The organism is bacterium, assembly GCA_022616075.1.
In the GTDB taxonomy this organism is placed as follows: Bacteria; Acidobacteriota; HRBIN11; order JAKEFK01; family JAKEFK01; genus JAKEFK01.
Genome location: JAKEFK010000009.1, coordinates 1 through 8,798, shown reverse-complemented (window position 1 = coordinate 8,798; position 8,798 = coordinate 1). Strand labels below are relative to the sequence as shown.

Here is an 8,798-nt window from a genome sequence, read left to right as displayed (position 1 = left end):
TGAAACTCAACGGGAAATTTTTCACGGAGACTTTCCTCCTCGTACTTGATAGCCGGAAGGGAAATTGCAGTGAAATAGGAGATGGCCAGAAGCCAGGTCCATACGGAACCCGCAATAGCGCAGAGCCCAAATGCCACCAGGGTGCTGCCCCAATACATCGGATTCCGGACGAAGCCATAGGGGCCCCCAGTGCTAATCTGTCCCTTGTAGCGATATCCCGCAGCCCAGATTCGCAACGCTTCACCCGGACCAACGAAAACAAGGCTCAAACCGACGAATTCCGGATGGAAATCAACCAGACAGAGCGATAAGGCTGAAAGTAAAAACGCAAATTTCGTGCGAGATCTTGCCATCCAACCCGAAAAAGTCATGAAAGGTTGAACCGGCTGATTGGTTAGGCTACCCGTAGCTCCTCCTACAAAAGCGATTCTACCTGATCAAAAGCTATAAATCGACAATAGTTCCCACAGCAAATAGGAGCAATAACCGTTCCACGCCTGCACCGGCCGCAAAAACCGACGAAAGCTAGGTTCGCCTGGCTTCTCTGAACCGTCAACAGAGTGAGCAGTAAATGGGCATTCGGTGATTGGAACGCAATCAAAACCCGCACAGGCAGCAAACTTTAGACGATGTCAACGAAATGAGCAGTTGGTGTGATCAGATCTTCACAATCTGATTTCCGATAAAGAAAAGAGGAAGATTTTCGCAATTAACTTCAATGCGAGTGATGCGGTTTTCGGAATCCTGCCAGAGCAGGACTGTGATTCCATTGCGATATCGAATTGTTTTTTGGGTGAACCGCGGATGCTCAACAACTTCCTTTTCCTCGGTAACGGTAATTTCGTCGTCTGCAGGCAATTCCAAAACAACTTTAGGATACACCTTTATCTCCATGCTATCAAAAAATCAAGCAACGGGCCGCATCGTTACCGTTCAGATGGCGGCCCATGATTGTGCCTAGAAATAGCTGAGGAACGACTGCCAGCTGTCCGACAACCAGCTCAGCCATGAATCATTGTCTTCTATCGGCCGAACAATCCTTGGTCCCCACGGATCGTCAGCGGAAGCAACACCAACAAACAAAGCGGCAAGCGCAAGTACTACCAACGCTGCCAGGATATATTTTCTCATCTCGGTCCCTCCTGTACCGGGTTAAGGCAACTAAAGCGCCAGCAGGAGGGTTCGCCCGTATTTGATTGAGAATCTTAGGTTTATGCGATTATGAGACCTGGAAACACTTTTGAGTGTGTGTCAACGCAATGAGCACAGGGGGGAGAGGGAAACCGCGAGTTATTGCCTGGTAATATGATGAATCCTCATTTTGCTGTAGAGTCCATTTCGGGTAAGACCAAGGCTACGGGCAGCATGCAAAATATTCCATTCGTGCGCATTTAATCTTTCCAGGATGAAGCTCTTTTCCATTTCTCGAAGGGTATCCTGCGGCTGTTTCTGGATGCATTCCCTCCCCGCTGCCTGTACGATTTGTGGATCGAAGTCTATTGCACGAATCCAGTCAGTTTCAGCAAAAGCTACGACCCGTTCGATCTCATTTTTTAACTGCCGGACATTTCCAGGCCACGAATAACTCTTCATCAGCGCAAGGGCGTCCATGCTGAATCCCCGGATTTTCTTGCCTGTTACACCTGAAGCTGACTTTAAAAAATGGGAAGCGAGTAAAAGCACATCCTCCTGCCTTTCCCTTAAAGGCGGCAAATGCACCTGGGCTACTTTGATGCGGTAATAAAGATCTTCCCGGAATTGCCTTTCCTTAACAAGTTCGGGCAGATTGCGGTTTGTGGCAAGAACTATTCGCGCGTTGGTATGGAGAATCTGGTTTCCACCGACTCGTCGAAATTCGCCATCTTGCAAGACCCGAAGAAATCTGGTTTGCATTGCATAGGGCATATCTCCAATTTCGTCTAACAACAAGGTTCCGTTTTTTGCTTCTTCAAAAAGTCCCTTTCTTGTGGTCGCGGCTCCGGTAAAAGCTCCCTTCTCATGTCCGAACAACTCGCTTTCCAGAAGTGTTTCGGTTAACGCGGAGCAGTTGATGGCGACAAAAGGACCGCTCCTTCGCCGTCCCGAGAAATGCAGAATTCGCGCTATCAGCTCTTTTCCGGTTCCAGTTTCTCCTGTGATCAATACAGGTAAGTCGAGATCAACCAGGCGCTGGAGCGAGGGCAACATCTCACTAACTGCCCTGCTGGTGCCGATGATCTGGGGAAAGTCCTTTTTCAATCCAAGAGAGGCCTTCAACTCATCGTTCTCCTTAATTGATTTACTCAAAAGCATTGTTGTGCTCAGGGCAAGCGCAATCACGGAAGAGAATATTTCAAGTAACATTTTCTCCATTGACGCGAGAGTCTCTACTCCCTCTCTGCTATCCAGATATAGATAACCGATCAGCCGATCTCCTTCCTGTAACGGAAGGCAAACGATGCTCATAATGTGATTTGCCAGAACGCTTGGGCGCTGCGAAAGAGAAGAATCCGAAGCAACATCAAGACAAACCAGCGGACGCATACGAGAGGCAGTGCGTGCGGCAGATTGACTGATTTCACAGATATCCCGGATCGTGCGGTCGTCAATGGAAGTCGATTTAAAAATCCGGGGTGATTCCTCTTGAAGGATGAGTACCGCCCTTTCCATATCCGTAAAATCCAATGCAACTTCGAGTATTCTGGAGATCATTTTCTCCGGATCCTTTTCGAACAGAACCTCTCGGATCATTTGCAACACTTTATAAGGCAATGTCTCACTCATTTTGCTCAACAGGGTTTCAGAAACTTCCATATAAGCTCCTCCCTTGCCAAGGTCAAAAAGTTCTCGCCTTGCATTCAGTCGCATGAACATTTCGTGCGCCGCTCCTAGCATCCTTAACGCCTTTTGTGGTTGATCGATGCGATAGAGATAACGCGATTTTAGTTTGAAAGTCTTCGCAAGCCAGAACAATGACGGCAATTTTCTAAATAGGACTTCCGCTTCATGGATCGAATCGCGACACGCCAGACGTATGAAATCGGGGGTCGCTACTTGCAACGAAGCACAGGTGTAGTAATACAGCGCTCGCTCGAAAGAAATTCCTTTCGGTTCATCCACTGTCGAAAGCAGTTCTCGGGCCTCAGCAATCAAGCCTTTTTGAATCTTGTTTATGGTGAGGTAAAGGTTGATTCGACAGAGATCTTCGGTTGAGCCAAAATCTTTAAATACCGCTGCAGCTCTTTCCAGATGGTTCGAAGATTCAACAAGTTTAGAGCTTAAAAGAAATACAACACCAAGGTTTTCAAGCGAAGCAGCGAAATCAGCTTTTAGTCCAAGTTTTTTGCGCTCTCGAATAGCCCGATTCAGCATAGAAATTGCAAGTTTAAATTTGCCTAAAACCGCATATTGCAATCCAAGATTATTCTGGGCAAAGGCGGCCCAAATCTTTAAGCGCCCTGTTCGGGAAATACGGAAGGCTTTCTTCAAATAATGGATTGCGCTGGTGGGAAGCCCCTCTATCGCGAGCGCATTTGCAACGTTGATCAATCCCATGACAGCTACTTTTTTATTTCCCCCTGCCATGCTCAATTGAATGCTCTGGTAGTAACACTTACGCGCTTCGGATAACCGGCCTTTTTGTTTTAAGAGAATACCTAGGTTGCTGTAAGCGTGAGCCAGACCATCAGAATCATGAACTTTCGCAAAAAGCAAAAGTGATGTCCGCAGCACTTCTTCGGCCCTTTCGTATTTCCCGAGTCTCCCAAGAACTATTCCAAGGTTCATGACCGAACTACTCCAAAGTGGATGCCGGTATTTCTTTGCGTTTTCAAAAGCTTTATAAGCTGCGGAAAAATTTCCTCGGTAGAAATACAGGAGACCCAGGAAGTGATCCTTTAAGCCGTGTAAAACCGGGGCCAAGACAACACTGCTTGAAATGAATTCGGAAAGAATGGTTTCTCCCTCATCCAATTTTGATTGGTGGATCAAAAAACCTGCGTGTTTCAGCTTGAAAAAACTCTGCGCGTATTTTTTGTGTCTGTCCGATGCGATTCTCTCAAGTTTTGTGGCCAGCCTTACACCTGTATCAACGCGATGCAAACGCAAATAAAGCTCCAGATACAGGCTGCCTAGCCGAAAAGACAAACCGTAACGCGATCGAATCTGGCTGATTACTTTTAAGGCTTTCTTTGCCTCACCGTTTTTCAGAAAGTACTTTGCCATGCGAAACAATTCGAGTTTAGGTATGCGAGCCGAATTTGCGAAAGCATTCCATAACCATTTCGTGTAATCCCGGCAAGAATGCCCGCGATAATTCCGCGCAAGCAGGAGCGCTTGTAACGCCGCTGCCCTGTTTTCCTTTGCGCGTACAGTAACAGCGAACCTGCGCTCGGGATCCTCCAATATCGGCCAGGTTGAAAGAAGCGATTTCGAAAGCTCCCGGATTTGTTGCGGTCTAAGTACGTCCAGATTGACTGCTTGGGAGACTTTCAAAAATAATGCGTCTCCAAATCGTTTGAGACACCCCAACGTGATTAATTTCTCCAGAGCGTCCGTCAGCGATTTCTTACCGCGGCACAACACAAGCAGCCTTGCTGTCTTGATCGTTCCACCTGCAATTGCAACTGCAGCCACCAGGCGCTTCTCCAGGAGTGAAAGCCTTGAACTTGCGGGAGTCAAAACCGCACGAGCCGCTGAGGGCCAACAAGATACGGCTTCACAGGGAAGCTCGGATCGCAAAGCAAGCACGACCTCTTCCGGGAAATCGAAAGACTTGTTTTTCAAAGTCTGAAGCAGTTTCGCGGATTGCCCTTCAGGAGAGGCACAGTGCAGGACTTTGTCCAGTTGAAGTGGCGTGTTTGCGAAAACCTTAACGATCTTCCAACGTTCGTCGCTTATGATGGTCCAGGGAGCACTGGAAATGACCAGAATTCGAAGAAAGCATGACTTCGATAAGGATGAGATTACAAAAGCCAGGAAGGATTTTTGTTTTTCATCCAGCGATTCACAGGACTTGTACACGACCAATAATTCGCCAGTCAGGAAAGCTTCTTGAATACTCTCAGCCGCAACGTAAACATCTGCCGGAACGTTGTTTAGCAGATGCTTGCATAACTGAGCAACGCTCGTTTCCACATCAACAAAGCGGAAATCAAAAACTAAAGTTCTACGTCCGCATTTCCAGGCATTCAGGAGTGCTTGATTCTCTATTTCATTCAGGCTGATCTCGCTCGGTGATTCAATGAAGAGCACTTGTTCTTGATCAAAAGATAAATGAGGAACAGAAACAGTATCTTTCAGCGGGAAAAACAGAAAACTTTTGCTTGCAGATGGGGGTAGAAGTTTTGTCCATAGATCCTGAGCGGAACCGATTCTCTGGGAGGGTTCCCACGCAATGAGTTGTTGAATGATCTCCTTCCAAAAACCTTTTAATCTGACTGATTTCTTCTGCAACAGAAAGAGGGCTTCGAGAGAGGGCTCAGTCGGCAGACGCTCATCCGGAAGCAGCAAACTAAGAAGAAGAATACCGAAAGCGAATAGATCTGACCTTCCATCAAAGGGTCGACCCTCTAATCTCTCCGGTGAAATGAAGGGGAACGTTCCGCAATAGGTCAGAGACTGGGCCTGGCCGGATTGATTCAAACGGGCGCATAAACCTAAGTCAATCACCTGGAGTCCATCCTCAGCAAGGTAGAAGTGGTCCCCTTTGAAATCGTTGTAAATCCAACCGGAATGGTGCAAATAGCTAAGAAATTCTGCGATTTGAAGCGCCGCTTTGCGCAGGTCCGGGTGCTGCTGTTTTAAGCACGGGCTGGAGAGCAATGGATATGCGGCGTACGTTCCCATCGACCCGGAGTTTCCGAAATCGTAAGGCTTGCATATATATGGATGGTTCAGTTCAAGTGCAAGAAAAGCTTCTTTCTCGACAAAATCACCGGTCTTTAATACGCATGCCTTGTGCAAGACTTGATCATAGGCACGGAATACCTGACTCTGCGCCCCTGTTGCGATAGGCTGCTCAATAACATAGCGGCCCTGCATTGCTAAAACCTTCAAAAAGCCTTCTTTGCGATGATTCTATCATGGACCAATGAAATCCACTTTTGAGAAGCCGCGCATAGTAAAATATTTTGTAATTAATGCTTAAAAGTTTATGCCCCTTCGGAAAGTCAAGGCATCTCTTCTGCATTCTGATTGCGGCAACGCTTTTTCTTCCAACAGCAGCAGAAAATATCATTTCAAATCAGGCAGATCTCAAACGAATTCAGACAACCGGCAAACCTGGTGGAAAACTCATCAGTTGCTTCTTAAATGATCCAACGACTTTTCATCCTTTAATAACAGACGATCTTGAATCGCAAATTCGAAACCAGCTGATGAATCCAGGTCTGGTACGTATAAATCTTGGCGACCAGACATTGCAACCTGAACTGGCAGAATCCTGGGAAATCAGTCAGGATCAGCTGCAATGGACTTTCAAATTAAGAAAAGAACTGAGATGGTCTGATGGTGCTCCTTTCAATGCGGCGGATGTCTTGTTTACGCTGGAAGTAGTCAATCATCCAAATTTTCCAAATGCTGCCAGGGACGCTCTGACCACAAACCAGAAAACAGTCTCCTGGCGCATGGTCGATGATCATACAGTGGTTGCGGAATTACCATCTGTATTCGCCTCATTTTTGAGGAAACTGGATTCCACTACGCTTCCCATCATTCCAAAACATAAGTGGGAAAAAGCATTCCGGGCAGGAACTTTGAGTGAGGATCTTTCGGTTAATGTGAGACCTGTCGATTACGTAACACTCGGCCCCTTCATGCTGAAACAATACAAGACTGGACAATACGTTCAACTTATGAGAAATCCACACTATTGGAAGCGTGATTCAAACAATCAACCATTACCTTACCTGGAGGAGATCGTTTTTCTCGTACTTTCGGATCTCAATCTGGTCCATATGAAAATGCAAACCGGAGAAATCGATACTTTCTACAGTATTAGACCGCAGGACGTTGCTTTGATGAAGGAGAAAGCTTCGCTAATTGGGATGAAACTTTACAATCTGGGATCTTCGTATGGATATGAAGGTCTTTTCTTCAATCAAAATGGCGGGAGAAATCCAAAAACGGGAATGCCTTACCTGGATCACATAAAACGATCCTGGTTCACAGATTTGAACTTCAGGAAAGCGGTTGCTTACAGCATCGACCGTGAGGCGATGGTTAAGAATGTGCTTTTTGGAATGGGACAACCGTCTTTTGGGCCTGAAAGTCCAAGCAATGTACTCTGGTACAACAACGGTATCGTTAAGTACCCTTACAACTTGGATGCGGCAATGCGGCTTTTGGCGAATTCAGGATTCTTCAAAAAGATTGACAAGGACGGCAAGGCGGTCCTTTATGATTCCCGGTCAAATCCCGTTCGTTTTTCACTTTTTACAAATGCCGGCAATACAGTCAGAAATCAGCAGTGCCTGAACATCGTGAGCGATTTGGCAAAACTGGGGATAACAGTGCATTATTCTGCCGTTGAGTTTCGGTCTTTGGTTTCAAAAATCATCAGTTCGTATGATTACGACTCAATCTTGCTTGGCAAGTCTCATGAAATTGATCCGGCCGATAGCATGGCGACATGGACAAGCTCAAGCTCCGGACACTTCTGGTGGCCGAATCAACAAACCCCGGCAACAAGCTGGGAAAAGCGAATTGACGAACTCATGCGTCTGCAGAACGAAACTTTCGATCAACGTGAACGAAAGAAGTATTACGATGAAGTGCAATATCTCCTTTCCGATCAGCTCCCCATGATTTTTACAGTAAATGAGACGATCTGGGTTTGTGCAAAAGAGAAGATTGGCAACTTAAAGCCGAGCGTCTCCCGCCATCGGACTTTGTGGAATGCTGAAGAACTCTATTGGCGAAACTAGTGTCCTGTAACATATGGATGTTTACTGATTCCTCCCGTTATTAGAACCTTGTGTTACACGTCATTAATTCGCGCAATAACGATTCAACGAACTCGTTTATACTCTGCGAAGAATGTGTACACTTTCGATCTATCTTTCCCGTAAATTCCGTAACCGTTAATGGCGTAGGTCTTCCCATCAACGATTTCCTCCCTGAAGGTTTCAATCGTCTCTGAATCTTTTCGGCTCCAGAAGATTTGCGATCCGTCCAAACGGCCTTCGAGAATCTTGACTCCTGATCGATCGGAATCGACCCGGCAATATAGTTTCCCATTCTCGACATAATCACGCGCCAGAATCTTTTCCGTTGTGCCATCAGGATAAGTGACCATCTGTGTGCCCTCCAATGTGTATTTATCGACGACTTTATACACATGATGCACTTTTAAGCTCTTAACGGGAGTTCCATCCGGAGCATACACATAAAAGATTCCTTTCCATTCGCCTGCATATTCTGAAAACAAGTTCGCCGGAACTTGCCCCGGAGAAACCGCAGCAACCAGAAAGACCAAGATAGATGCGATGCCAGCAGCTTGAACGCGTGCGGTGTTGCTCACGAAACTATGATCCTATTTCATCGCTCATTTGACAACCGTTGTACAGTAGGACAATGAACCCATCTAATGACCTACTATCCAGTATTATCCATTGGGCGGAAAAGGAAGAGCCGGTACGGGCGTTGGTACTGGTCGGTTCCCGGGCGCAACCGGAACAAACAGATGACCTGGCAGATTTCGATATAAGGCTGTTCACACGGAATCACGAAAAATATGTTGAGGACGATCAATGGCTTTCGCGAATTGGCAAGTTATGGCTCTACGTTCCCGATCAATATGACGAAGCGGGCGAAGTGGT

Annotated in this window: 7 protein-coding genes; 2 read left to right on the top strand and 5 right to left on the bottom strand. The window is 46.5% G+C overall.

What is annotated here, in order from left to right; all coding sequences use genetic code 11:
* The 4 genes from L0156_00740 to L0156_00725 form a co-directional block, all read right to left on the bottom strand.
* A partial coding sequence (locus tag L0156_00740) for an isoprenylcysteine carboxylmethyltransferase family protein (protein ID MCI0601518.1) occupies positions 1–353 on the bottom strand: 353 nt, incomplete at its 3' end.
* A gap of 304 nt (positions 354–657) precedes the next feature.
* Entirely contained in the window at positions 658–882 is a 225-nt protein-coding gene (locus L0156_00735; GenBank protein ID MCI0601517.1) for a hypothetical protein, read from the bottom strand.
* Between the two features lie 75 nt (positions 883–957).
* Complete coding sequence (locus L0156_00730) at positions 958–1,131, bottom strand: hypothetical protein (GenBank protein MCI0601516.1); 174 nt, start codon at positions 1,129–1,131, stop codon at positions 958–960.
* Positions 1,132–1,290: 159 nt separating this feature from the next.
* Entirely contained in the window at positions 1,291–6,036 is a 4,746-nt protein-coding gene (locus L0156_00725; GenBank protein ID MCI0601515.1) for a sigma 54-interacting transcriptional regulator, read from the bottom strand.
* 83 nt (positions 6,037–6,119) lie between these two features.
* Here L0156_00725 and L0156_00720 point away from each other — a divergent pair, with 83 nt between their 5' ends.
* Positions 6,120–7,904 carry an ABC transporter substrate-binding protein gene (locus L0156_00720; protein ID MCI0601514.1) on the top strand — a complete coding sequence of 595 codons (1,785 nt, stop codon included), beginning with the start codon at positions 6,120–6,122 and terminating at the stop codon, positions 7,902–7,904.
* A gap of 83 nt (positions 7,905–7,987) precedes the next feature.
* Here the strand turns inward: L0156_00720 and L0156_00715 are convergent, their stop codons facing one another.
* The gene (locus tag L0156_00715; protein MCI0601513.1) at positions 7,988–8,500 is read right to left on the bottom strand and encodes a hypothetical protein; all 513 of its coding nucleotides are present in this window, start codon (positions 8,498–8,500) and stop codon (positions 7,988–7,990) included.
* A 53-nt stretch (positions 8,501–8,553) separates the two neighbouring features.
* Between L0156_00715 and L0156_00710 the strand changes: the two genes are divergently transcribed.
* On the top strand, positions 8,554–8,798 hold a 245-nt coding region (locus L0156_00710; GenBank protein ID MCI0601512.1), incomplete at its 3' end, for an aminoglycoside 6-adenylyltransferase.

Bases quoted from the DNA above. Each gene is read 5' to 3' on its own strand.
- L0156_00730 (MCI0601516.1), bottom strand. From the start codon at position 1,131: ATGAGAAAATATATCCTGGCAGCGTTGGTAGTACTTGCGCTTGCCGCT.
- L0156_00720 (MCI0601514.1), top strand. From the start codon at position 6,120: ATGCTTAAAAGTTTATGCCCCTTCGGAAAGTCAAGGCATCTCTTCTGC.